Source organism: uncultured Marinobacter sp., assembly GCF_913055835.1.
In the GTDB taxonomy this organism is placed as follows: Bacteria; Pseudomonadota; Gammaproteobacteria; order Pseudomonadales; family Oleiphilaceae; genus Marinobacter.
On the sequence record NZ_CAJXKQ010000004.1, the window covers coordinates 169,690 to 193,750 of the forward strand.

Below are 24,061 nucleotides of genomic sequence, written 5' to 3' on the forward strand. Positions count from 1 at the left end.
GTATTCCGGGCTTCCTTGAGCACCTCGACCTGTCACCCCGGCACAAACACCGGAAAACCATCCAGTTCGGCAGATAGCAAACGCTGGCCAAACAGGCTTTCGAGGGCAGAAGTCACCAGCATGTCGCGGGCTGGGCCCCAGCAGGCCTGGCCGTCGGGGTACAGGAGGAGGATCTGGTCGCACCAGCGGGCGGCCAGGTTCAGGTCATGGAGGCACATGAACACAGCCCGGTCGCACGCTGCCTGCTGGCGCAGCAGTTTCATAACGGCGGTCTGGTGCTGTAAATCCAGGTGATTGGTGGGTTCGTCCAGGAGCCAGATTTCGGGGCTTTGGGTCATCAGGGTGGCAATGGCTACGCGCTGGCGTTCGCCGCCGGAAAGGGTATTCACCAGGCGATCTTTCAGGTGGATCACGTCCAGCGCTTCGAGAGCCCGTTCCGCAATCGCCAGATCCTCACCGCTCTCCATCTGCCAGGGTGACAGCCAGGGGTGGCGACCGATCAAAGCAGTTTCCAGTGCCGTTGCCGGGAATCCATCCTGTCGATCCTGGAATACCAGGCCCATCTGCTGCGAGACGGTTTTGCGGCGGATATCGTGCAGCGGGGTTTCGTCGAGTAACAGCTGCCCGCTTCTGGGCGCCCGCAATCCTGCCAGGGTATGAAGCAAGGTGGTTTTACCCACACCGTTAGGGCCAAGCACGCCCCAGACCTGCCCGGGCTCTATGGCCAGATTCAGAGGGACGCCTGAGGCTCGCCCGGGAATATCGATGATCAGTGCTTCGGTGGTCAGCCGTGTCATCATCGGCTCCTATACAACAGGTACAGGAAGGTCGGGACGCCAATCAGCGCGGTGATCACGCCAACCGGCAATTGCTCCGGTGCAATCACCACCCGCGCCAGGGTATCCGCCAGCACCAGCAGCGTTCCACCGGCCAGTGCGCAGGCCGGCAGAATCAGCCGCTGGTCGTTACCCAGCACCAGTCGCAACATATGAGGAACCACCAGGCCGACAAAACCGACAGAACCGGCCATGGTAACGGCCGTGGCAGTCAGCAGGCTGGCCATGAGGTAGATCGACCATTCCAGTGGCCGCACCGAAACGCCCAGGGCCGCAGCCTGCAGGGAACCCCGGGCCAACACGTTCAGGGCTCGCCCCAGCGGAAACACCATCAGGCAAACGAGCACAAGAATCATCAGTCCCGGCCACGGAGTGGCGGCGTGGGAAAGATCGCCCATCAACCAGTGCAGCATGCCCGGCAATCGGCTGGCCGGCGTCATCGAGAGGATCAGGGTAATGATGGCGCCCCAGCCGGCGGCAACCACCACGCCGGTGAGTAATAGTCGCGAGGGCGTCCAGCTGCCACTGCCATGGGCGAGGCCAAACACCAGCAGCGTCGCCAGCATCGCGCCGGCAAACGCGGAACCGGATACCAGAAAACCGCCAACACCGGCCAGCATGGCCAGTAACGCCCCTACGGCAGCACCGCCGGACAACCCCAACACGTAGGGATCGGCCAGGGGATTTCGCAACAATACCTGCATCAGTGCCCCGGCCACGGCCAGCAATCCGCCAGTTGCGAACGCGCTCAGGGTGCGAGGCAGGCGCAGCTCCAGAATCAGCGTTTGCTGCAGCTCGGTGCCACTGCCGGTGATAACCCTCAGAGTGTCGCCAAAACCGATGGCGGTGCTGCCAATACTCACGGAGATCAGGGCCGCCAGAAAGCCCGCCAGCAGCAGAACGAGGAGGGGTCTGTAGGGGCTAGAGATTGGCACGGGCCTGCTCCAGGGTCTGGCACAGGTGTCTGGCTCCGTCTGCCATACGAAGCGTCGGGCGCGCCAGCAGGTCCGGCGGTTCGAGGAAGAGATTGCCGGCGGCTACCGCGGCCAGGCCCGGGAACTCACGCCAGGCCTCCAGCCATTGCCTGTCATCAGAGGATCCGGCGGTAATAATGGCTTCGGGGTTGGCTTCCAGTACCGCCTCCCGGCTGATCCGGGGCACCAGCCGCGGCAATCCGCCGAACACATTCACGCCGCCGCACAGGGTTATGGCTTTGCTGATCAGCTCTTCCCGGTTCACGGTCATCAGGGGCTGGTCCCATATCTGATAGAACACCCTGACCGGTCTGGCATCAGCATACCGAGCTTTCAGTTCGGTCATTTCTGCGCGAAACGCTTCGGCCCGCTCATTGCCGAGGTCCGGCGAACCCGTCAGCAACGCCAGATCCGATACCGCCTCGGCAATGTCGTCAAACGTCCTCGGAGCAAGCCAGAAAACAGAAATACCCAGATCAGAAAGCCGTTCCAGCTGGCTGCGGGAATTGCCATCCACCCAGGCCACCACCAGGTCCGGCGCCAGTGCGACAATGGCTTCCAGGTCCAGGCGATTGCTGTCACCCACCTGCGGCAAGTCCGCAGCTTCTGCTGGATAGTCACTCCAGGCACTTACGGCCACCACCTTGTCACCGGCGCCGGCAGAGAACAGCAGTTCCGTCGCGCCCGGTGAAAGAGAGACAACCCGGTGCGCTGGCTCGGGCAGGCATACCGTCTGGTTCAGTGCATCGCGTGCGCAGGGTCCCTCGGCCTGCGCCAACGAGGGCGCAAGCAGAGACAATACACACAGTGCCGCGAGCCAGAGGTACCTCATAGAGGGCGGGAGCCTCTCAGATCAGTGAATTTACTGCTGGAAATCATAGCGCACCGAGGCCATGAAGGTTCGGCCCGCGGCCAGGTAATCAAAAGGCGCGAAGGTCGCACTGTCATATCCGATGCTGGTGGCATAGCGACGATCCAGCACGTTATCGACCTTGAACGAGGCCGACCAGCCAGGCTGGAAATTCCAGGCCGCCCTCAGGTCTACAGTGCCATAGCCTGGAAGCGGGCTGGTATTCGCCGCATCGTTATAGCGGTCACTCTCAGCAATAAAGCTGGCGCCCACAGACCACTGGGAGAACAGGCGATCAATATCCAGACGCAGGTTCTTTTCCGCGCGGCGTGGTAAACGGGCGCCCGTGTCGCGGTTCTCGGTATCCGCATAGGTTACCGCTGCCGCCAGATTCCAGTCAGCCGTCTCAATACCGGAAGAAACCTCAACGCCACGGATTCTGGCGGTTTCGACATTCTCCATGGTGCCCTCAAAGGTCACCGGGTCAGACACGTAGGTAATCAGGTCTTTCACGTCGTTCTGATAAAGCGCAACATCCCAGTACCACTGGTCATATCGCCCGGAGAAACCGGCCTCGACCATCTGCCCCTCTTCTGCATCGAGGTCGGGATTACCGGTGTAGAACGGCACCGTCAGGTAAAGATCGTTGAAGGTTGGCGCCCGGAACGAGGTCGCATAGCTGAGGCGAAAACGATGGGCGCGGTCCAGCTGGTGACCAAAGGCCACGCCGCCAGTCTCCTCTTTCCCGTAGGCCTCGTTGTCATCAAGACGCAGACTGAGCATCAGATCGGTGGCATCGAAGTTCAGGCGGCCCTGACCAAAGACCGCGCTGTTGGTCCGGCTGTCTTCTGTGAAATTGCTGGTGCCATCCACTTCATCAATCATGACCTCCGTACCCAGAACCAGCTCATGAACACCGGCCGTCAGGGTGTTTTCCCAGCGCGCTGAGCGAGACAGTGTGTCGAAAGTACTGGGATTGGCTCCGAAGGTATCCTGTTCATCGCGGGCTTCCGAGAACTGGATCCGTGTGCGCCAGTAGTCACTGGCAACAGCCTCCAGATGCAGACCCATGGCACGGATCAGGAAATCGGTATCACCGCCTTCAAACTCGGTATTACCTTCAGACTGGAACACCGTCAGCCCTGCGCCGCCACCCTGGTCAAAATTGTGGCTCAGTTTTGCCAGGCCGCCGGCGTTCCGAAAGCCCTTGTCTTCGCCGCCAGCACGCAGGTTGGTGCCATCGGTATCCGAATAGACGCCACTGGCAAGGAACGAGGAACGGCCCTCCCGGCCGGCTAATCCGGCAGTAACCTCACGGGTTTTATGGGAGCCTCCTTTCAGCTCGCCCCAACCCTGGCGCCCGGCCTCAGGTTCCAGGGTGAACGCCTGGATGACACCGCCCACCGCGTCGGCACCGTACAGGGAGCTCTTCGCGCCACGCACCAGTTCAACCCGTTCCATCAATTCCGGAGGCAAAAACTGCCACGGCGGGATGCCTGCAGAGGCAGAGCGCAGGCGGATACCATCAAGAAGCAGCACGGTACCGGAGCTCCCCGCGCCACGCAGGAATACGCTGGTGGTCTTGCCGTAGCTGCCGTCCGACACCACATTGATCCCCGGCTGGGCGCGCAAAAGGTCGCGGAATTCCGCGGGCTGTTGCCGATCAATAGCCTTCTTCTCGATGACCGTAACCGAAGACAGACTCTCTCCAACGGTCTTCGGCCCCAGTGTCGCGGTAACCACGATGGGATCCAGGGCATCGGTTTCTGGGGCAGACTGGGCCGAAACGGCCAGAGGGAGGGCAGCCAGGGAAAGGCCGACCACTAAACCAGGGCTTTGAATTCTGAACATTAAGCTTGCTCCGCACACCGCGCGCACCCGCACGGGAATCTGGGTTTTGTTGCGGAACAGCGAATGAGGGCAGGCGGTAGACAGGTATCAGGAGAGCGGAACCGGCATATCACCCACCCAGGTTGCCCTCCGCAACATCGGGTGTTTTTCCAGGCCGGTCTCCGGGCTGGCAGGCGGAACCCTTGGTTCCCGGGCAATCACCTTCCCATGTCGTGGCGACACAGTGGCGCGCAGATTGCCGTTGTCCTGCTTACCGTTGCGGGGGCAGCATCGGACTTGCACTGGCAATGCCAGGCTCACCGATTTCCCGTTTCACCCGTCGCGCTTTGCGACGGACACCTGAAAAAAGTGAGGCAAGGCTAGCAACACCGGGGTAAGCGGTCAATGAAATCCATCAAAGGTCGACATGGTCGCAGGCCTCTGCCACTGCTATATTCCATGACTGACAATCACTTTTTCTTCGCCAGAACAGGGAGTTTTATGCAGGCCGAGCTGGTCGACATTCGCAATCACATGGCTCAATACCCGCCGTTTGACGAGATGACCGAGGAGCTGCTCGACAGAGTGGTTGGCGACATAGAGGTTGTTTACTTCAAGGCCGGGAGCCAGATACTGGAATTGGGTGACCCGAGCAGCTGGCTGTTTTACGTGCGCAGTGGCGCCGTTGAAATCTATCGGAGAACCGGAGAACTTTATAACCGCATCAGTGAAGGTGAGGTCTTTGGCCAGTTTGGTCTTCTGATGAACCGGAAAGTGCGCTTCCCTGCCAAAGCCCTGGAAGACGTCCTGCTTTACAAGATCCCTTACGATACTTTCCAGTATCTCTGGGAAAATGACGACAACTTCGCCGATTTCGTCGAGATTGAGGACCGAAGCCGCCTGCGATCCGCCGTTTCGCGGCGGGAAAAATCCAACCAGCTGATGACGTCCAAGGTTACCCGGCTTATTTCCCGGGAACCGGTATCCGCACCGCATACCGTTCGCCTGCAGGAAGCGGCGCGGATCATGACCGAACACGGCGTCTCTGCGCTGCTGCTGATGGACGAGGAAGGCGAAAAGCCCCTGCTCAAGGGCATCATCACCGACCGGGACCTGCGCACCCGGGCCCTGAGCGAGGCACTGGCCTCGGAAACCCCGATCAGTGAGATCATGTCTGAAGGTCTGATCACCATCCGCTCGAACATGTTTATCTTCGAGGCCATGCTCACCATGCTGCACAACAATGTGCACCACCTGCCGGTGATGGATCGGGATGAGGTCCGCGGTGTGATTGCGCTCTCTGACATCGTGAAGTACGAGAGCCAGAGCAGCCTGTACCTGGTCAGCAACATCTATCATCAGCAGGATGTAAAAGGCCTGAAGAAAATCAGCCTTGATGTGCGGGACAGCTTTGTTCGTATGGTGAACGAAGACGCCAACTCCCACATGATTGGCAGTGCCATGGCCGGTATTGGTCGCAGTTTTACCCAGCGTCTGCTGACACTGGGTGAGGAGAAACTGGGGCCACCGCCTGTGCCCTACTGCTTTATGGCGCTGGGTTCCATGGCCCGGGACGAGCAGCTGGTGGTCACCGACCAGGATAACGCCATGATTCTGGACGACAGCTTCGTGCCGGAAGAGCACGATGAATACTTCCTGGCGCTGGCGAAGTTTGTCAGCGATGGCCTTGCCGAGTGCGGCTACACCTACTGCACCGGCGACATCATGGCCACCAACCAGAAATGGCGGCAGCCACTGCGGGTCTGGAAGGACTACTTCACCGACTGGATTGATAACCCGAAGGCCGAAGCTCTGTTGAACAGCAATATCTTCTTTGATTTGGACGGTATCTACGGGGAAACCGACTTTGCCGAACAGCTGAAGACACTGGTGGCCGACAAGGCCAGCAACAGTCAGCGGTTCCTGGCTATGCTGGCCCGCAACGCCCTGAACCGCACGCCGCCGATCGGCTTTTTCCGAACCTTCGTGTTGGAAGAAGATGGCAAGCACCAGAAAACCTTTAACCTGAAACGTCGGGGAACGGCGCCCCTGTCGGATCTGATCCGGGTTCACGCCCTGGCCTGTGGCTCCCGTGCACAGAACTCGTTCGAGCGGCTGAAAGCGATCGGCAACACCAAGCTGCTGCTGGAAGACGATCTGGGTAACCTGAGGGACGCCCTGGAGTTCATCTCCATTGTGCGTATCCGCCACCAGGCGCTGGCCATCGAGGCCGGCCGGCAGCCGGACAACAACGTTCGGCCCGAAGACCTTTCACCGTTTGAGCGCAGCCACCTCAAGGACGCCTTCCAGGTGGTCAGCGGTGCCCAGAAGTTCCTGAAATTCCGGTATCACGCCACGGTGGCTCGTAATGTCTAGCGAGGAGCAGGCCGGAAATTCTGTTACACGCCTGCCATGGCCAGACCAATTCGAAGCTCTGGCCGAGCAGAGCAAGTCACCGATTCTGAGAGCCTTTTACGAGAGCGGGTGTGTGTCGCCGGAGACACCCATGTCCGAGGTGCCCTTTGTGGCGCTCGATTTCGAGACCACCGGGCTGGACGCCAGCCAGCATTCGATTGTCAGTATCGGTCTGGTGCCGTTTACGCTCGATGGCATCCAGCTGGGTAAGGCCCGCCACTGGATCGTGCGGCCAAAGCTGCCGCTGCACCAGACCTCGATCACGATTCACGGCATCACCCACAGTGATATCGACCAGGCACCGGATATGAAAGATATCCTGAAGGACCTGTTTGCCAGCCTGAACGGGCGCATCCCTGTGGTCCACTACCGCAACATCGAGAGATCGTTCTTCGATGCTGCACTGCGATGGCGACTGGGGGAGGGTATCCGGTTTCCTTTAATCGATACCATGGCCATCGAGGCGCACCTTCACCCCGACCGGAACCCGTCACGCTGGCAGAGACTGCTGGGCAAAAAGCCTGTGTCCATTCGACTGGCTGACAGCCGGCTGCGTTATGGGCTGCCCCACTATGCCGCCCATAACGCCCTGATTGATGCGGTTGCCACGGCCGAATTGCTGCAGGCTCAGGTATTGCACCATTTCAGCCGGAAGACCCGGATCGGGGATCTCTGGTTGTAGTCTGAGTGTCGTTGTCGGATTACGCTGCGCTAATCCGACCTACCGGCACTAATCCGACTTACCGGCATCATGGGGCTACTGGCTTGCCATGTCGGTTTGCGGTTTGACGTCGTCAATCCATTTGCCATAGCCGGCCTCTTCCATCTTCTCCAGTGGGATAAAGTCCATCGCTGCCGAGTTCATGCAGTAACGCAAGCCGGTTGGCGCGGGGCCATCATCAAACACATGACCAAGGTGGGAATCCGCGTGGGTACTGCGGATTTCGGTCCGGGTCATGAACAGCGAGTTGTCCTCCCGTTCGACCACCGCGTCAGCCGTGATCGGCCTGGTAAAGCTGGGCCAGCCGGTACCGGATTTGTACTTGTCACGGGATGAGAACAGCGGCTCGCCCGAGACGATATCCACGTATAGCCCGGCCTGTTTGTTGTCCCAGTATTTGTTATTGAACGCCGGCTCGGTGCCGTCTTCCTGGGTGACCTCGTACTGCATGTCTGTCAGACGCTGCCTCAGCACATCCTGGCTCGGCTTCTCAAAGCTCTCCGGGTCAAAGCCGCTGCCCATCTTACCGGGCTCTGTGCTGGAGCTTTCATTGCCCACCAGGTTGTCACTGGCATCCACTGTGGCGCTTTCCTGGAACCGGGTGTAATCGATCTCATAATCTTCGCCATACACCTTTTCGATGAACTGGTAGCGGCCCGAGTTGAAGGTGTAGAAGTTGTAACGCACCGGGTTCTTGTCGTAATAATCTTGGTGATACTCCTCGGCCGGGTAGAATTTCTCGAATGGCACGATTTCAATCACCACGGGTTTGTCGTAGACCCCGGAGGCCTCAAGCTCAGCAACCGCCTCCTCGGCCAGACGCTTCTGCTCGGCGTTGTGGTAGAAAATAGCGGGCCGATACTGCTGGCCACGGTCCACGAACTGGCCCTGGTTATCGGTCGGGTCCATCATCCGCCAGAGGCCCTTCAACAGGCCCTCGTAGGTCATTTGCTGCGGATCATAATAAACCTGCACCGCTTCGGTATGGCCAGTCTGGCCAGAGGCCACCTGCTTGTATGAGGGATTTTCCTCTTCCCCGCCGGCGTAGCCCGAGACAGCTTCCACCACGCCCGGCACCCGTTTCTCGTACCCGGCCTCGACACACCAGAAACAGCCGCCGGCGAAGGTCGCCACCGCAAGGCCGGGCTGATCCGGCGCGTATTTGCTCATCTGCGACTCCGACTTTTCGGCAGCCACTTGAGTGGTGAACAGGCCTGCTGCCGACAGCAGCGTTACCACCGAAAAAATACCCAGAATCTTGTGTTTCATCAGACTTCTCCTATACGTGATTCCATTCCTACAGCGTAGGGTCGCGGATTCACGAAATCGTTCACCAGGTGTTACGAATTCATAACGCTGTGGATTTTTCTTCGCCCGGCGCGGCCATGTCACCGATCAGAGGCAGCCAGACGGTGAAAACGGCACCGTTGGCATTTCGGACAGAGAGTTTTCCCTGCTGCACTGAAACCATTCTCTGGGCAATGGCAAGCCCAAGCCCCGCATGCCCCGTCCTCGAAGCGCCTGCGGCCTGATAGAAAGGTTCGAAGATGTTTTCCAGGTCTGCATCATCGATGCCGGGGCCAGCGTCCGCGACGGTAATCTCAGCCCCGCCGTCCCGTTCGGCAACGCTCAGTGTGATCTCTGTGTCCTGTGGCGAATGACTGATGGCGTTGCTGATCAGGTTATCCAGTACCCGCTCGGTCATGGCGATGTCCGCCAGCACCCGGACCGGCGCCACGGAGACAATCGACAGGTCAACACCCGCTCGCTCCGCCTCCGGCTGATGTTTCTGCACCACATCATGCAGGAGTTCGGCAACCACAAACGGTTCGGTCTTCGGCTGTTTTTCCCGGGCATCCAGCGCCGCAAGCTCAAACAATTCTTCAACCAGACGACCAAGCCGGTGGCTCTCGGCCAGGGCCACATCAAGAAAGCGGGCACGCTCATCGGCGCCAAGCGTGTCCTGTTTCAGTCGCAAGGCTTCAATGTAACCCTGAATGGATGCCAGGGGCGTTCTCAGGTCATGAGAGACCTGAGCAACCAGTTGCCGGCGCTGGGCATCCTTGTGTTTCAGAAGATCCAGCTGGGCAACAATCCTCTGGGCCATCTGATCAAACCGGGCGGCAAGGTAATCAATGTCATCACCCTTGCCAGCAACCGCCGCCGTGTTCTCCGACAACATTCCCCGCTCGAAGGATTCCACCCGGTCGGTCAGCCGCGACAGCCGACGCGTCAGCAGCCGGAAAAACACCAGGCCAGCCAGCAAACCGACAAACAGGCTTACGGCGAGTGCACCTGCGCCCATCTGCAGGAGCCGGTTACTGTGCACCATGCTCTCGGCCAGATCGTACTCCTCGCCCCTCAAAACAACGTACAGGTAGCCCGTTGGATCGTCTTCCGAAGGCACCGGCGTGACCGAGAAGACTTTTCGCCGGTCATGGCTGCGCGGGTCATCACCGGGCAGCGGATAGGCTTCGGGATTTTCGAGCAGGGTCCGGATGGGCGCCAGGGACACCCGGTTCCGCTTGATCTTGTTCGGGTCCGCCGAGTAGGAAAGGATGTTGCCGTCGGTATCCAGCAGATAGATTTCGATGCTGGGATTGATCGTCATGTACAGCTCGAAGAGCTGCTTCAGGGCATCGCGGTTGAGTTCGCCATCGGTTACCAGGTTTCGGTCCGACACCAGATTACGGGCGAGGTCGCGGTTCAGTTGCTGGTTGACCGCTGCCGAGTATTCCCGCACCGAAGACAGACTCAGAAAGGTGAAGAGCCCTCCCACCACCAGCAGTAGCAGGAACAGGCCAATGGCCAGCCGGGCATAGAGGGTACGGAAGACAGACAAAGCCATAGCTAATCCATGAACCGATAGCCAACACCCCAGACGGTCTGGACGTACCGGGGCTCGGCGGGGTCGGTTTCGATCTTGTTACGCAGGCGGTTGATGTGCGTGTTCACCGTGTGCTCGTAGCCCTCATGGTTGTAGCCCCAGACCGCATCGAGCAACTGGGCCCGGCTGAACACCCGGCCCCGATGGGAAGCAAAGTGCCAGAGCAGATCAAACTCACGGGCCGTCAGATCCACTTCCCGATCATCCACAAAAACCCGGCGGCGAACCGGATCGATTTTCAGTCCGTCAACCTGAATCTCTTCCACTTCTTTGCTGTCTGAGGAGCCGTGAGAGAGAGCGTCCACCCGGCGAAACAGGGCTTTGATGCGGGCCGCCAGCTCCGCCACGCTGAACGGCTTCGTGAGGTAGTCGTCGGCCCCCATTTCCAGCCCCAGAACCCGATCCAGTTCCGTGCTCTTCGCCGTCAGCATCAGAACAGGCACGTAGCCCGGGCAGGCCCGTATCTCCCGGCATACCGACAGGCCATCCAGGCCAGGCAGCATCAGATCCAGAATCACCAGGTCAACGCCACCCTCACGGAACCGCTCCAGACCGGTGTCACCCCGATCCATCAGAACGGCCTTCATCCCCAGATCCGACACCTGCATACGCACCAGCTCACCGATGCCCGGGTTGTCTTCAATAATCAGTACCGTTCGTATCATGGTCTCGGGGCTCACTGCTGTCGCCGATGGCTTTCGGTGCATTCAGAGCAGAGTGTAGGCAGAAAAGTTCACAAAACCATCACAGGCTGTCGAAACCGCGCGCATAGCCGGCTCCGGGTTTAGTCGTTAAAATGAATCCAAATTCGGGCATGAGGTTTCAGTGGCAGACAAGACCGTTACCAGGGCAACACCCGCCGACGCGTTCAAGCGGGCACGTCGCATGTGGCTCAAGGGTGAGCGCATTCACCTGGCGCCACTGGCTGATGAGCTCGGAATTGGCCGCGCCACCCTGTTTCGCTGGGTGGGCAACAAGGACCTTCTAATCGGCGAGATTCTCTGGTCCCTGTATGAACCACTCTGGCGCCAGGCCATGGCGGAAACCCCCGGCGTGGGCGTGGACTACATCGTCGGCGTGTACCGGCGCACCAATTCCACCATCCTGCACTTCGAGCCGCTGCGGCGCTTCATTAACCAGGATCCGGAATACGCCCTGAAAATCCTTACCTCGTCCCAGTCGATCCTGCACACCCGCACGGTCGAGACCAACACGCGGATGCTGAAAGACCAGGTAGCGGCCGGGCATATCAAGCCGCCGATGAACATCTTCAGTCTGTCTTACTTCATGATTAGGCTGGCCGAATCCTGCCTATACAGCGATATCATCGCCGGCCGTGAGCCAAGGGAGGCGGAGTTGGAGGATGCCTGTACGGCCGTGCGGATTTTGCTTGGGGGGAAGGCCTGAGGCTGACACGCTTTGGTGGCCGGCCCCGCGGCGGGGGCAGTCGGATTACGGCTTCGCCTAATCCGACCTACATACTGCATGCTCAACATCACAGTAGGTCGGGTTAGGCAAAGCCGTAACCCGACACCGAACGACATTCGATCCTCACAGTAGGTCGGGTTAGGCAGAGCCCTAACCCGACACCAGGCTACAGCTATTACAGCTGAAGCGAGCGAACTTCCAGAAACTCCTCCAGTCCCCACTTGCCGAATTCGCGGCCAATACCAGAGTGGCCAAACCCGCCGAACGGTGCCATCGGGTTGAACGCGCCACCGTTCACGAATACCTGACCAGTGCGCAGCTTGCTGGCAATTTTCTTGGCCTTGGCGTCGTCGCCGGACCAGACTGCACCTGACAGGCCATACTCGGTGCCGTTGGCGATCTTCACCGCCTCGGCTTCATCGTTGTACGGGATCACGCACAGCACGGGCCCGAAGATCTCTTCCTGGGCAATACGGCTGTCCGGTTTGACGTTGCCAAAGACGGTCGCCTTGACGAAGTAACCCTTCTCACAACCCTCGGGCGCTTCCGGCCCACCGGCGATGAGCTTGGCACCTTCCTGGATACCCAGTTTGATGTAGTCGATGACCTTGTCACGTTGCTGGGCTGAGGACAGCGGCCCCAACCTTGTGGTTTCTTCCAGCGGGTTACCTGGCGTCATTTTAGCCACAGCCGCGGCGGCCAGTTCACAGGCTTCATCGTGCTTGTCGGCCGGGACCAGCATGCGGGTGAGTGCGGTGCAGGTCTGGCCAGAGTTCAGCAGGCAGTTGTTCACTGTGCCTTTTACCGCGCCCGCCAGGTCGGCGTCCGGGAGGATGACGGATGCGGATTTGCCGCCCATTTCGAGGGCAATCCGTTTGAAATCGTCGGCGGCCGCGTGGGCAATCAGGTTGCCGGTGCGGGTGGAGCCGGTGAACGACACCATTCGCACATCCGGATGCTTGATCAGGGTATCTCCCACTGTGTGGCCATAGCCGCACACCATGTTGAACACGCCCTTGGGCAAGTCGGTACCGTCCAGGATCTCGGCCAGAATAAACGCCGTCTGGGGCGCAATTTCCGAGGGCTTGAGCACCACGGTACAACCTGCTGCAATCGCCGGGACGATTTTCAGGATCACCTGGTGCAGCGGGTAGTTCCAGGGGGTAATGCAGCCAACCACTCCCACCGGAGCGTATTGCACCTCGGAGTTACCGGATTGCTCGGTGAATTCAAACTCCGGCAGCAGTTTCAGGTAGCTCTTGGTCACCGCAGCCGGCATACCGGCCTGGATCGGCGTAGCCAGTTTGATGGGCATGCCCACTTCACGGCAGACCGTCTCCGCAATTTCCCCACCCCGCTCTTTCAGTCCCGCGTGCAGCTGCTCCAGCACCTTGATCCGTTCTTCCACGGTGCTTTCAGACCAGCTTTCAAACGCCGCATCGGCGGCGGCAATGGCCTGTTCCATTTCGTCGGCGCCGGCAGCAGGCACCCGGGCAATCACCTCACCGGTGCCTGCCTCGTGAACGTCGATCATGTCGCCGGCCCAGCTAACCCATTGGCCGTTGATGTAGTTCCTGTTCAGTTCGTTCATGCGTTTCACCTCAATCAAATACTATTACGCCCCGGGCATTCTTGCCGGCCACCATATCGTCGAACGCCTGCGCGGCTTCTTCTATGGGGTAGGTTCGGGTAACCAGTTCGTCCAGCTTGAGTTTACCAGCCCTGTAAAGGCCCAGGATTCTGGGAAAATCGTGCTGCGGCCTGGCCGAGCCCAGCCAGCTGCCTTTAAGCGTGCGCTCGTCCGCTGGCAGAGTCAGGGTAGTCAGCGAGGTCTTGTCCTTCGGATCCGATACCCCTACCACTACGGCGGTCCCGCCACGACCCAGACTCTTGTAGGCCTGCTCGACCACGGGCCCGGCGCCGACGCATTCGAAGGCGTAGTCGACGCCGCCGGTCATTTTCTTGACCGCCTTGGCTGCGTCTTCCACCTCATTGATATTGACGGTGTGCGTGGCCCCGAATTCTCTCGCCATCTCCAGCTTCTTCGGGTTGCTGTCCACCGCCACGATCATCTCGGCGCCGGCGGTGGCACAGCCCTGTATGGCATTCAGGCCGACGCCACCAATACCAAACACAGCAGCACGGGAACCGGGTTCCAGTTTTGCAGTATTGAACACGGCGCCGACACCGGTCATCACAGCGCAGCCTACCAGGGCAGCGTTCTGCATCGGCACCGCTTCGTCCACCTTGACACAGTTGTCAACGTGCATGGTAGCGAACTCCGCCATCACGCCGCAGGCGCCAAAGACGTTCAGGGGCTCGCCGTCTGCGCCTTTGGTTCTGACGGTGCCATCGGGCAGGTTGAACATGGCCTTGCGGGCGTTCTCACACAACACCGGGCGGCCACGGACACACTGGCGGCATTTGCCACACATGGAGATAAACGTGCTCACTACATGGTCGCCTTCCTTGAAGGCCGTGACGCCCTCACCCACTTCGACAACCACGCCGGCAGCTTCGTGCCCTAATACAAGGGGAGGCGGATAGGGAATCTTGCCCGTGGTGGCAGACAGATCGCTGTGGCAGACGCCGCAGGCCGCGATCTTGATGGTGACCTCATCCCGCTTGGGGCCTTCCACCGTGATGGTTTCAACCTGAACGGGCTGCCCCCATTCCCGGCAGACGACGGCTTTTGCTTGTCTGTCCATGAATCTCCCCTTTTGGTGAACAAGGGGTCAGAAGAAAGCGTTCTTCTGACCCCGATTTCATATGGGCCGGTTTCAAACCACTTCAAACAGGCCGGCAGCACCCTGGCCGCCACCGATGCACATGGTAACTACCACGTATTTCGCCCCACGGCGCTTGCCCTCGATCAGGGCATGGCCTGTCTGGCGGGAGCCGGTCACACCGAACGGGTGGCCGATGGAAATGGAACCGCCGTTGACGTTCAGCTTCTCCATCGGAATGCCAAGGCGGTCACGGCAATACACCACCTGTGAGGCAAAGGCCTCGTTCAGTTCCCACAGATCAATGTCGTCCATGGTCAGGCCGGCGCGTTCGAGCAGCCGGGGAACTGCGAAAACCGGGCCGATGCCCATCTCATCCGGCTCGCAGCCTGCAACGGCGAAGCCCCGGAAAATGCCCATGGGTTCGATGTTGTGCTTCTCGGCATAGGTGCTGTTCATCACCGTGCACACGGAGGCTCCGTCCGACAGCTGGCTGGCATTGCCCGCCGTGATGAACTGCTCAGGGCCGCGTACTGGCTCCAGGCCCGCCAGACCCTCAAGGGTCGTGTTCGGGCGATTGCATTCGTCACCGGTCAGGGTTACCTGCTTTTCGCTGACCTGGCCGGTTTCCTTGTCCTTGACCAGCATAGTGGCGTCGAAAGGCACGATCTCATCATCGAACTTGCCGGCCTGCTGGGCCGCCGCCGTGCGCTGCTGGGAAACCAGTGAGTACTCATCCTGGGCTTCACGGCTGACGTTGTAGCGCTTGGCGACAATGTCCGCCGTCTCGATCATCGACAGGTACAGCTCCGGCTTGTTCTTCATCAGCCACTCGTTAGTGGCGTGAAAGCTGTTGATCTTCTCGTTCTGCACCAGAGAAATGGACTCAACGCCCCCGGCCACCATGGCCGGCACCTTCTCGGACACAACCCGCTGGGCGGCCAGGGCAATGGACTGCAAACCCGAGCTGCAGAACCGGTTAATGGAAAAACCTGCCGTAGTTACCGGCAGCCCCGCGCGAATCGCCGCCAGACGGGCGATATTCCGGCCCTGGGCGCCTTCCTGGAAGGCCGCACCCATGATCACATCTTCCACGATAGCCGGATCGATACCGGCACGATCGACGGCGTGTTTGATCACATGCCCCGCCAGATCAACGCTGTGGGTGTTGTTCAGGGAGCCCCGATAAGATTTACCGAGGCCGGTACGGGCGGTGGAAACGATGACTGCATCAGACATAACAATGCCCTCATTATTCGAAACATGTAGGTCGGGTCAGGCGAAGCCGTAACCCGACATGGAGTTGACCGTTTACCTCTGGTTGTCGGATTACGGCTTCGCCTAATCCGACCTACAGGTCAAAGCATTTAGTTAAATCGGTCGTGGGGTGTAAAGACACCCCGCCGCGCGACCAGCCACAAAATTCCCAGAGTTATAGATCGCCGAATTTCTTGCCTTCGCTGACCAACTTCTCAAGCAGAGCCGCCGGCTCCCACTGCTCGCCACCAACGGTATCCTGATACTTCTTCACCGCTGACAGGATGGTGTCCAGACCTTCCTGGTCGGCCCAGAACATGGGGCCACCACGATAGGCCGGGAAACCGTAGCCGTAGATCCAGACAATGTCGATATCGATCGGGCGATCGGCAATGCCTTCCTCCAGGATCTTGGCGCCCTCGTTGACCATCACATACATGCAGCGCTCAAGGATCTCCTGGTCGGTAATCTCCCGAGGCGTGATCCCCTGCTCCTTGCGGAACTGCTCGATCAGCTGCTCCACCTCCGGATCCGGAATTGGTTTGCGGCTGCCTTCCTCATACTTGTATACACCTGCCTGGGTCTTCTGACCAAGGCGGCCCTGCTCGGCGAGCTTATCCATCCAGCTGGCGGGAATGTCTTCGCCAGCCTTGCGGCGCTCTTCGCGAATCCGGTAACCCACATCGATCCCGGCCAGATCGGACATCGCAAACTGGCCCATGGGGAAACCAAGGTCGGTCAGAACCTTGTCGACCTGCTGCGGGGTGGCGCCCTCGTCCACTAGGGACATGGCTTCAGTGCCGCGCTTGTGGAGCATCCGGTTGCCGACGAAGCCGTAGCAGTTGCCCACCATGACGCCCACTTTCTTGATCTTTTTGGCAACCGCCATCACCGTGGCCTTCACCTCGTCGGAGGTCTTGCTGCCGCGCACGTTCTCCAGCAGCTTCATCACATTGGCCGGGCTGAAGAAGTGCATGCCCACCACGTCTTCCGGTCGCTTGGTGGCAGACGCAATCTCGTCGATATCCAGGGTTGAGGTGTTGGACGCCAGAATCGCACCCGGCTTGCAGACCTCATCAAGCTTGGCAAAGATTTCCTTCTTGATGGCCATGTTTTCGAACACCGCCTCGATCACCAGGTCAACGTCCCGGAAATCGTCATAGGTCAGGCTCGGGGTGATCAGTGCCATGCGCTGCTCCACCTGCTCCTGGGTCAGCTTGCCCTTCTTGGCGGAGTTCTCATAGTTACGACGGATAATGGCCAGACCCTTATCGAGGGCCTCCTGTTTGACCTCGACGATGGTGACCGGAATACCCACGTTGACGAAGTTCATGGCAATACCGCCACCCATGGTCCCGGCACCGATGATGCCAACGCTCTTCACGTCACGAACCGGCGTATCCTTGGGCAGCCCCTTGACCTTGGAGACCTCACGCTCCCCGAAGAACGAATGGATCAGGCCGGCGCGCTGGGGCGATTCCATGCACTCCATGAACAGTTCCCGCTCTCGCTTCATGCCCTCGTCAAACGGCAGATTGAACGCCGCTTCCACAGCGTCGACACACTTGAACGGAGAGAACAGGCCCCGGGCCCGCTTCTTGAGTTCCTCACGGAACTGGTCGAAGACATCGCTGCCCTTGTCCGCCTCGACTTTGTCGGTAATATCGCGAACACGGCGCACCGGCTTGCCTTCATCGATCACTTTCTGGGCATAGGCCATACCCACTGCGCGGATATCGTCGCTTTCTTCCACGGCATCGAGAATGCCGAGGGCCAGGGCATCACGGGCACCCACAAAGTCGCCGGTGGTGATCATTTCCAGCGCTTTACGGGCACCGGTCAGACGCGGCAGCCGCTGGGTGCCGCCGGCGCCGGGCAGAAGGCCCAGCTTCACTTCCGGCAGACCGACCTTGGCACTGCTGACGGCAACCCGGTAGTGGCAGCTCAAAGCGGTTTCCAGGCCGCCACCCAGGGCCGTGCCATGGATGGCGGCGACCAAGGGCTTGTCGCTGTTTTCAAAGGTGTTTACCAGTGTCGGCAGGGTGGGCTCCTGCATGGGTTTGCCGAACTCACGGATGTCGGCGCCGGCGATAAAGGTGCGCCCTTCGCATACCAGCAGAAGCGCCTTGGCCTCCGCATCTTTCTGGCCCTGCTCCAGGGCTGCGAGCAGACCGGAACGAACAGCCTGGCCGAGGGCGTTTACCGGCGGGTAGTTCACGGTAATAACGCCGATGTTGCCTTCCCGGTTATAGCTAACGACCTCAGACATGATTTCTCCTCGCATTGGTTCTGAAATGTGGTTTTAACTAGCGAAACATGCGTACGATTTAATACAAGTTCTTCCGGGGTTTCAACCATCCCAGAATTTCAGGCATTAAAAAACCGCGGAGGTTCCTCTGCGGTTTTCATAGCGGCAATACATCAGTACGAGGTCCGCACACGAAGTCTGGGAGGTGGCGGGCAGGGCTTTCCGAAACCTTGTGGAGCCAGGGATGGCGGAACAGAGCGTACAGGGATGTATTTACAGCGTGTTTCGGAAAGCCCTGCCCGCCGGCTCCTTCACCAAGGTCCGGACAATCATACACCCAGCGATTCGATATCGCCTGCCAGCATTGCGAGCTGATGGGCAATGGAACCCCGAAGCTTTTCTGCCGGCACCAGGTAGGACGGTGCGGCGCAGGTCAACGCCATGATGGTGCCGTCCTGCAGGTGGATGGGCACGCCGGCGGAGTTGATATTGCGGTCCCACTCGCCGATGGACAGGCAGAAGCCGTGCTCCTTGTAATCCTTCATGGCCTGGTCGAGGCCGGCCTTTTTCTCGGGCCAGTCGTCGCCGAATTTGGCAGCCATGGCGTCGTCAATGACAAGGCGTGCCTTGTCGCTGATGGCGCAGTAGTAGGCGCGGCCGGCGGAGGTGGTGGCCATGGGCAGTTTCAGGCCGATGTCCATCCGCAGCAGGGAGGCCTCCGGTGGCAGGCGGTTTTCCACGTAGATCATGTGCAACCGATCCCGGCAGGTCAGACCAACCGACATGTTGGTCTGGCGGGCGAATTCGTCCATGTAGGGCTTGGCCAGCTGGCGAACCTTGAGGTTGGAGACGTAGGCGTAACCCAGCGCCAGAACGCCGGAGCTCAACTGATACTTCTCCAACTGGGTGTTGTAGCTGAGGTATCCAAGCTTGGTGAGGGTGTAGGTCATCCGCGACACAGTGGGCTTGGGCAGCCCGGTGATCCGTGCGATGTCCTGGTTACCCAGGATGACAGGCCCCTGGCTGAAGGCGCGGAGTACGTCCAGGCCGCGGGACAGGGCCTCGACAAACTTGCGGTCTTTCTCCGGCTTCACGGGCTCACCGTCAGTGGAGGCCACTGTCAGTTCGGGTGAGATCTGCTTTTTTCCTGCCATAATGGGACGTCCTCCAACCGCGTCGCCCGCTCCGGTAACCGGTGTATTAATATGGTGAATAATCAAGGATTCATCATTTTAATCGCTGCAGAAATCAAGTACCAGAAAGTCTTTTCAAAATCCGTACCAAATATGAAACACTTGGCACATATGTTTCAAATTCGGAATCGCAAGGCGGTATCGTGTACCGACTTTTCCGAATTTATCCGTTTTTCTGTTCTGCATTGCAAAACAAACTAACAGCCAACGAATCCTGTGGCGACCCCCGGAGGCAAAATGAAGATTCTTTTTGTGGCAGGCGACCCGAAGCCTGAACGCTGGACAGCGCCTATCCAGGCGCAGTTGCCGGATGCAGAGATTTTCGTCTGGGATCCGGAGGGGCCGTCCGTGGACGCCGATTACGCCATTGTGTGGCAGCCCCCTGAAGCGCTGTTCGAGCGGGAGAAACATTTGAAGGCGGTGTTCAACCTGGGAGCCGGTATCGACGGCCTGCTCAAGGTTGCCAATCTGCCGCAAGACCTCACGATTGTTCGCCTCGAAGACGCGGGCATGTCGGTACAGATGGCAGAATACGTGCTGCATCAACTACTGGAAGCCAGCCGCGAGATGGAAACCTACCGGGAGCAGCAGCGCCAGGGTATCTGGAAAATCCATCGCCCGATCAAACGCAGCGAGTGGCCGGTGGGTGTCATGGGGCTGGGCCACATCGGCAAGCGGGTTGCTGGCACGCTGGCCAATCTGGATTACCGGGTGAGCGGCTGGGCCCGCAGCGAACACAGCGTGGAGGGTGTCAGCACCTATGCCGGCCAGGACCAACTGGGCGACTTCCTTCAAACCACCCGGGTTCTGGTCAACACATTGCCCCTGACCGATGAGACCCGGGACATCATCAACTATGATCTGCTGAGCCAGCTCCAGCCGGGTGCCGTGCTGATCAATGTTGGCCGGGGCGAACACCTGGTTGAGGGGGACCTGCTTCGGGCGTTGGACGAGGGCAAACTGCTGCGTGCCTCCCTGGATGTGTTCCGCAAGGAACCCCTGCCAGAGGGGCATCCATTCTGGCAACGGAAAGAGATCACCATCACCCCGCACATCTCGGCCCGGACCCTTCGGGATGCGACCATTGAGCAGATCACCGGCAAGATCCGTGATCATGCCGCCGGGCGCGCCATCTCGGGGATTGTGGATACCGACCGGGGCTACTGACCCGGCGCCAGCCAGGCCACCAGCGCTGTCAGCATCAAAAGCACTGGCAGCGCGATCAGCGCAAACAGGCCATTCCAGCGAAACGCCACAACCCACCGTGAGATCTGCCCGAACCGGGACAGCAGCATGACCGAGGGGCCAAAAGGCGACAGCATCATGGCCAGGGAAAAGCCGATGACCAGCGCCACAGCGACCGGCAGCAGGGCCATTCCTTCGGCCACCAGCTGGGGCAGCAAACCCGCCTGGACGCTCAGAACCGTGATGGGAATGATGCCGATCATGGAGAACATGGGCAGCATCAGCATGCCAACAACGGCGACCAGGAACACGCCACCACCAGTGGCGACAAGGCCAGCAAGCGCATCCGCCGGAATGACCGCAGACAGGGCAACCCCCAGGATGGCAGAGGCGGCAAAAATGGCCATTTCATTCTGCATGGCCCATACCTGGCCCGCGCCCTCCTTCAAAACCGGCATTAGCGCCCGCTCCTGCCAGAGCATGTAAAGCAGCGTTACGGTGGGCACCGACAACATGGCCGCCACCGACACCTTGAAACCGGTCGTCGCCACCAGGCCCGCCATCACCGTGAATACCAGCAGGATCAACGCGAGCAGGCGCCCGGTGCCCGGAAGCCAGCCTTCAACGGCGATGCGCTCACTGCTGACCTTGCGGAAGCGGCGCTGTTCCAACACCCAGCCAATCAGCACCATCAGAATTGCAGCAACCGCTCCGAATGGCAGCAGCTGCGACCAACTCAACTGCGGAAGCTCCCGGGTGAGAATCGCGACAGCTACGCTGGTAGGCGCCACAAGAGGTACCAGGGCAAAGCCTCTCAGAGCACTGATCAGAACACTGCGTAACCACTGGAGACGGGAGTCGCCGCTAACCCCTCGCTCCCGCAAGGTTTCGGAGAGGCTTCCACACAGAAGGTTCATCATTCCAAAGCTCAGAACCGTGGCAACGCCACAACTGACCAGGGCGTACTTGGGATAGAGCAGGATAGGCTTGCCGCCCAGCAGCACATCGTGGATCCGCCGCAACACCTCGAACCGGCGCACCAGGCACTGCATCATGCCCAGGCTGCCGAGAAACGCGGAATAGAACGCCGCATCAGACGCCGCTTTCAGCAGTTGTCCGGCGTCGAGAGATCCGCGCCAGGCGAAGCCGCCGAGGACCAGAAGGGCGATAATCAGCAGCATCCGGGCGTACCCCTGCAGGCGACCGGCCCCTGCCAGAAAGGCAGCGACAAACATAACGCCCGCCACAGCACTGAGCTCGCGGCTCTCCAGGCAAATAGCCACCAGCTCGGTAACCACCGCCAGGGACACCAACCACTGGAGCATACCAGTCAACACAGGGGCACCTGGTCAGCCTTGAACACTGCTTGCATTTCCATAACACCCGGATTAGTCTTTCGGAAGCAAATTACAAAACTTCGTTTCGCTTAATGAAACACCGTTGACACAAAGATAGCACAGATTGGTCCCTCGCCCCTAGCGTCGGGCTTTCGATATTCGCTTTCAGGAGAGTACACATGGCTTCCGCACCCTGGAATGATCTGCTGGGTTTCGACGCCCAACTGGACGAAACCGAGCGTCAGGTCCGAGACAGCATCCGCAGCTTCTGCGATGAGCAACTGATGCCCGGAATCACTGAGGCCAACCGGCACGAAAAGTTCGATCGCTCTATCTTCAATCAGATGGGTGAACTCGGCATGCTGGGCGCGACCCTGCCTGAAGAATACGGTGGGCCGGGGCTGAACCATGTTTGCTACGGCCTGATTGCCCGGGAAGTGGAGAGGGTGGACTCGGCCTACCGCTCGGCCCTGAGCGTTCAGTCGTCCCTCGTCATGTACCCGATCTATTCCTACGGCAAGGAGGCGATGAAAAAACGCATCCTGCCCAAACTGGCCTCGGGCGAGTACGTCGGCTGTTTCGGCCTGACCGAACCCAATCACGGCTCCGACCCGGGCGGCATGGAAACCAGGGCCAAGAGAGTGGACGGTGGGTACCTGCTGAGTGGCTCCAAGACCTGGATCACCAACTCACCGATCGCCGATGTCTGCGTGGTCTGGGCCAAACTGGACGGCAAGGTGAACGGCTTTGTAATCGAGCGCGAGGGCGCCAGGGGCCTGGACACGCCGAAGATTCAGGGCAAGTTCTCCCTGCGGGCGTCGGAAACCGGCTCCATTTTCATGGACGAGGTGTTTGTTCCGGAAGAAAACCATCTGGAAGTGGAAGGATTGAAGGGGCCGTTCAGCTGCCTCAACAAAGCCCGCTTCGGCATTAGTTGGGGGTCTCTGGGCGCGGCTGAATTCTGCTGGCACGCGGCCCGCAACTACACCCTGGAGCGCGTGCAGTTCGGCAAGCCCCTGGCCGCGAACCAGCTGATCCAGAAAAAGCTGGTAGATATGCAGACCGAGATCACCATCGGCCTGCAGGCTGTTCTGCAACTGGGCCGCATGATGGATGCCGGCACCGTAACGCCGGATGCCATCTCGTTGCTCAAGCGCAACAACTGTGGCAAGGCGCTGGACATCGCCCGGGTTGCCCGGGACATTCACGGCGGCAACGGCATTTCCGACGAGTACCACGTGATCCGCCACGTGATGAATCTGGAGGCCGTGAACACCTATGAAGGTACACACGATGTCCACGCCCTGATTCTCGGCCGAGGCCAGACAGGCATTCAGGCGTTCAGCTGATCCCCTCGGATTAAGCTTCCCAAACGAAAACGGCCCCTCAAGATGAGGGGCCGTTTTGCATCACGATCTGGCCAACCTATTCGATCTCGACCAGAACTTCTCCGGGCACCACACGGTCACCCTTGGCAATAAACACGCCGGCAACCTTTCCGGCCGTGGTCGCTTTGACTTCGGTTTCCATCTTCATAGCCTCGATGATCAGCACCGGATCGCCGGCCTGAACCTCGTCGCCTTCCTTCACCAGCACATCCACGATGTTGCCAGGCATGCTTGTGGTCACGTGACCTTCCTTGGTAGCGGTTGCACGGCCACCGCTGGACCGGGCACCCTCGCCATCTTCACCCAGCGAGGCCAGATGAATTTCTTCAGGAACGCCATCGACGGTCATGTAGAAACGACGCTCATTCTCACCGGAGGGGTTCGCGCCGGTGACGTGAATATCGTAGCTCTCACCATGAACTGTGATCTTGAACTTGCTGGAGACCGAGCCGCCCGAAGAACCGGTGGGGATCGGCTCCAGGGGCTCCGGTTGCAATGTACCGTCACGCCGCTGCTCGAGGTACGCTTTGGCCTGGTCCGGGAACATGGCGTAGGTGAGCACATCCTCCTCGCTGGTGGCCAGGTCGCCCACCTGTTTGCGCAATTCGTCCAGCTCCCGTGGAATCAGGTTAGCCGGGCGCTCTTCTACCAGGTCCTCCTTGCCGACGGCGCGCTGCTGGAGCGATTTATCAACCGCGGCGGGCGCCTGGCCATACCAGCCCTGAAGGTATTTCTTCACCTCGTTCGTGATGGACTCGTAGCGCTTGCCGGCAAGCACGTTGATCA

Annotated in this window: 19 protein-coding genes and 1 riboswitch; of the genes, 5 read left to right on the forward strand and 14 right to left on the reverse strand. The window is 59.7% G+C overall.

What is annotated here, in order from left to right; translation table 11 throughout:
• Positions 1 to 32: 32 nt before the first annotated feature.
• The 4 genes from QZ534_RS04350 to QZ534_RS04365 are packed head-to-tail and all read right to left on the reverse strand — an operon-like array spanning position 33 to position 4,511.
• Complete coding sequence (locus QZ534_RS04350; protein WP_296931790.1) at positions 33 to 797, reverse strand: ABC transporter ATP-binding protein; 765 nt, start codon at positions 795 to 797, stop codon at positions 33 to 35.
• Complete coding sequence (locus QZ534_RS04355) at positions 797 to 1,771, reverse strand: iron ABC transporter permease (protein ID WP_296931792.1); 975 nt, start codon at positions 1,769 to 1,771, stop codon at positions 797 to 799. The genes QZ534_RS04350 and QZ534_RS04355 overlap by 1 nt, the downstream gene beginning before the upstream one ends.
• On the reverse strand, positions 1,758 to 2,642 hold the full coding sequence (locus QZ534_RS04360; protein WP_296931794.1) for a cobalamin-binding protein: 885 nt from the start codon (positions 2,640 to 2,642) through the stop codon (positions 1,758 to 1,760). The genes QZ534_RS04355 and QZ534_RS04360 overlap by 14 nt, the downstream gene beginning before the upstream one ends.
• 30 nt (positions 2,643 to 2,672) lie before the next feature.
• Positions 2,673 to 4,511, reverse strand: a complete 1,839-nt coding sequence (locus QZ534_RS04365; RefSeq protein WP_296931796.1) for a TonB-dependent siderophore receptor — start codon at positions 4,509 to 4,511, stop codon at positions 2,673 to 2,675.
• Positions 4,512 to 4,645: 134 nt separating this feature from the next.
• Positions 4,646 to 4,869, reverse strand: a riboswitch (cobalamin riboswitch).
• Between the two features lie 122 nt (positions 4,870 to 4,991).
• On the opposite strand from QZ534_RS04365, the gene QZ534_RS04370 reads away from it, so the two are divergent.
• Entirely contained in the window at positions 4,992 to 6,866 is a 1,875-nt protein-coding gene (locus QZ534_RS04370; protein WP_296931798.1) for a putative nucleotidyltransferase substrate binding domain-containing protein, read from the forward strand.
• Positions 6,859 to 7,587, forward strand: coding sequence for a 3'-5' exonuclease (locus QZ534_RS04375; RefSeq protein WP_296931800.1), 729 nt, complete (start codon positions 6,859 to 6,861; stop codon positions 7,585 to 7,587). The genes QZ534_RS04370 and QZ534_RS04375 overlap by 8 nt, the downstream gene beginning before the upstream one ends.
• Positions 7,588 to 7,662: 75 nt before the next feature.
• Here the strand turns inward: QZ534_RS04375 and msrB are convergent, their stop codons facing one another.
• The 3 genes from msrB to QZ534_RS04390 form a co-directional block, all read right to left on the reverse strand.
• The gene (gene msrB / locus QZ534_RS04380) at positions 7,663 to 8,895 is read right to left on the reverse strand and encodes a peptide-methionine (R)-S-oxide reductase MsrB (RefSeq protein ID WP_296931803.1); all 1,233 of its coding nucleotides are present in this window, start codon (positions 8,893 to 8,895) and stop codon (positions 7,663 to 7,665) included.
• 79 nt (positions 8,896 to 8,974) lie between these two features.
• Entirely contained in the window at positions 8,975 to 10,474 is a 1,500-nt protein-coding gene (locus QZ534_RS04385; protein ID WP_296931805.1) for an ATP-binding protein, read from the reverse strand.
• A 2-nt stretch (positions 10,475 to 10,476) separates the two neighbouring features.
• Positions 10,477 to 11,178, reverse strand: a complete 702-nt coding sequence (locus tag QZ534_RS04390; protein ID WP_296931807.1) for a response regulator transcription factor — start codon at positions 11,176 to 11,178, stop codon at positions 10,477 to 10,479.
• Positions 11,179 to 11,338: 160 nt separating this feature from the next.
• On the opposite strand from QZ534_RS04390, the gene QZ534_RS04395 reads away from it, so the two are divergent.
• Entirely contained in the window at positions 11,339 to 11,920 is a 582-nt protein-coding gene (locus tag QZ534_RS04395; protein WP_296931809.1) for a QsdR family transcriptional regulator, read from the forward strand.
• A 196-nt stretch (positions 11,921 to 12,116) separates the two neighbouring features.
• Here QZ534_RS04395 and QZ534_RS04400 read toward each other — a convergent pair whose 3' ends face one another.
• The 5 genes from QZ534_RS04400 to QZ534_RS04420 form a co-directional block, all read right to left on the reverse strand.
• Positions 12,117 to 13,532: an aldehyde dehydrogenase family protein gene (locus tag QZ534_RS04400; RefSeq protein ID WP_296931811.1), complete on the reverse strand. Its 1,416-nt coding sequence runs from the start codon at positions 13,530 to 13,532 to the stop codon at positions 12,117 to 12,119.
• Positions 13,533 to 13,542: 10 nt separating this feature from the next.
• Positions 13,543 to 14,649 carry a Zn-dependent alcohol dehydrogenase gene (locus tag QZ534_RS04405; protein WP_296931813.1) on the reverse strand — a complete coding sequence of 369 codons (1,107 nt, stop codon included), beginning with the start codon at positions 14,647 to 14,649 and terminating at the stop codon, positions 13,543 to 13,545.
• A gap of 72 nt (positions 14,650 to 14,721) precedes the next feature.
• Positions 14,722 to 15,906, reverse strand: a complete 1,185-nt coding sequence (locus QZ534_RS04410; RefSeq protein ID WP_296931815.1) for an acetyl-CoA C-acyltransferase — start codon at positions 15,904 to 15,906, stop codon at positions 14,722 to 14,724.
• A 193-nt stretch (positions 15,907 to 16,099) separates the two neighbouring features.
• The gene (locus tag QZ534_RS04415; RefSeq protein ID WP_296931817.1) at positions 16,100 to 18,193 is read right to left on the reverse strand and encodes a 3-hydroxyacyl-CoA dehydrogenase NAD-binding domain-containing protein; all 2,094 of its coding nucleotides are present in this window, start codon (positions 18,191 to 18,193) and stop codon (positions 16,100 to 16,102) included.
• 308 nt (positions 18,194 to 18,501) lie between these two features.
• Positions 18,502 to 19,326, reverse strand: coding sequence for an IclR family transcriptional regulator (locus QZ534_RS04420; RefSeq protein ID WP_296931819.1), 825 nt, complete (start codon positions 19,324 to 19,326; stop codon positions 18,502 to 18,504).
• A 276-nt stretch (positions 19,327 to 19,602) separates the two neighbouring features.
• Between QZ534_RS04420 and QZ534_RS04425 the strand changes: the two genes are divergently transcribed.
• Complete coding sequence (locus tag QZ534_RS04425; protein ID WP_296931821.1) at positions 19,603 to 20,532, forward strand: glyoxylate/hydroxypyruvate reductase A; 930 nt, start codon at positions 19,603 to 19,605, stop codon at positions 20,530 to 20,532.
• Here the strand turns inward: QZ534_RS04425 and QZ534_RS04430 are convergent.
• A complete protein-coding gene (locus QZ534_RS04430; RefSeq protein WP_296931831.1) occupies positions 20,526 to 21,884 on the reverse strand; it encodes a hypothetical protein in 1,359 nt (452 codons plus the stop codon). The two genes, QZ534_RS04425 and QZ534_RS04430, sit on opposite strands and share 7 nt — an antisense overlap.
• Before the next feature lie 182 nt (positions 21,885 to 22,066).
• Between QZ534_RS04430 and QZ534_RS04435 the strand changes: the two genes are divergently transcribed.
• A complete protein-coding gene (locus QZ534_RS04435) occupies positions 22,067 to 23,236 on the forward strand; it encodes an acyl-CoA dehydrogenase (RefSeq protein ID WP_296931823.1) in 1,170 nt (389 codons plus the stop codon).
• A gap of 76 nt (positions 23,237 to 23,312) precedes the next feature.
• On the opposite strand, the gene QZ534_RS04440 is transcribed toward QZ534_RS04435, so the two are convergent.
• On the reverse strand, positions 23,313 to 24,061 hold a 749-nt coding region (locus tag QZ534_RS04440; protein ID WP_296931825.1), incomplete at its 5' end, for a biotin/lipoyl-containing protein.